At 52.8% G+C, this 1,632-nt stretch carries 2 protein-coding genes; both read right to left on the reverse strand.

Features of this window, described 5'->3' with window-relative positions:
• Window positions 1–639: IclR family transcriptional regulator (locus tag OH663_RS11025; RefSeq protein ID WP_263525743.1), on the reverse strand; the 639-nt coding region annotated here is incomplete at its 3' end.
• 270 nt (window positions 640–909) lie between these two features.
• On the reverse strand, window positions 910–1,632 hold a 723-nt coding region (locus OH663_RS11030; protein ID WP_263525744.1), incomplete at its 5' end, for a CinA family nicotinamide mononucleotide deamidase-related protein.

Consider the following 1,632-nt stretch of genomic DNA (forward strand, 5'->3'; position numbering starts at 1 on the left):
AAGTGTATTACTGGCATTAAAAACGGGAGCGGCAACACAGCGAACATCCGGGTAATCCTCGCCATTATCAAAACTCCATCCACGCTGGCGAATGCGCTCCAGTTCATCATTCAGTTGCTGAGGATCAGCAATTGTGGTCGGCGTCGCCTTCTCCCATACCAACTGGTCAATAATGGTTTTGCGTACTGCGGCAGGCTGCCAGGCCAGCAAACATTTGCCGATGCCAGAGCGATACAGAGAAAGACTTTTTCCCTCATGAGAACGCACGCTGATGGTGGACGAGGATTCCACTTTCAGAATGTAATACGCGCTTTCGTGGTCGATGAGCCCCAGATGACAAAGCAGATCGGTTTCATCCATAAGCTGTGTCAAGCGCGGACGCGCCAGCTCACGCAGATCCATTTTGCTCAACGCATGCCCCGAGAGTTCAACCAGTTTGGTCCACAGGCAGTAGTTCTCCTGATGATCAATACTGAGAAAGCGCTGACGCTTCAGTTCGTTTAACAACAAATAAGCGGTGCTTTTCGGAATACCCAACGTATCCACAATCGTTGCGGCGCTGCACGGGCCGATACGCGCAATAAGATTGAGAATTTCTATCGCTCTGGTAAGCGCGGGGACTTTGCTTGATTCCAACATACTGGACTCCGGTCTGAGATACTGGAATCAGTGTGTTCGGTCAACAGGGTTAAAATTGTGAAGCACATCAAATCCCGCCTTTCTTCCAGCAGGCTGGAAAGATTACGTATAAAAATGTGAACCACAGCACGGATTTTTCCACAGGGAGTACAACAGGTTGGACAATAATGCAGGAGAAATTGCCGAATGGCGGGGGAACGTCTACTCACACACATAAGCAGACGTTCACTTAAAGCCCGATAAGCGCAGCGCTACCGGGCAATTTACAGGCTAGATCGTCAGCGACTCAACCACTTCAATCCAGCCGTGTTCGCTGGCAAGATCCTGCCCGTTTAGCCAGCGACGCAGCATATTTAGCGCCATCATCGCGCAGACTTCCTGACGAACCGGCAAGCTATAGCGATTCGCATTCAGTCGCACGCGCAAGGCATATGTACCATCGGGCGTTGCCAGGGCAAAGTTAATATGTTCGTTTTCGAAACCCGATACCGCCAACGCCAGCTCAGCATAATGGTTGCCGCGTCGTTCAGTTATCCAGTGCGCCGTTTGCGCCAGCGTTTCTTCCTGAGAGGGGACCACCTCGCTGGCCAGCAGTGGGGCGTTAGCACGGGAAAGTTGCAGTGCAACCAGACCACCGGTGAACTGTTCGCTCAACGTCAGGCTGTACTGGCGTTCCTGTAACTTACGGGCGATTTGCGCGGGTAATCCTTCCGTCCCCTCAAAAATCATGTTCTGTCCGGCGACCCGTTTAACTTCCGGCCACAGCGCCATCATCGCTTCACGTTGGGAATCCGGCCCGGTGAGTTTCAACTCGATAATCGGCATGGATGAGCGATACCCCATTGTCACCCCCGCTGGTAGTGACAGAGAATCCAGGCTCTGTGCCAGGTCGCTTTCAGAGCGGCCAAAGGTGGTTAATCGCAGACATAGAGGGGGCTGAGAGAGCGAGAAACGCTCACGCAAGCGCGGCAGGATCTCATGCTCGATCATGAC

The sequence above is a fragment of the Citrobacter sp. Marseille-Q5395 genome, assembly GCF_947057495.1.
Classification (GTDB): domain Bacteria; phylum Pseudomonadota; class Gammaproteobacteria; order Enterobacterales; family Enterobacteriaceae; genus Citrobacter; species Citrobacter murliniae.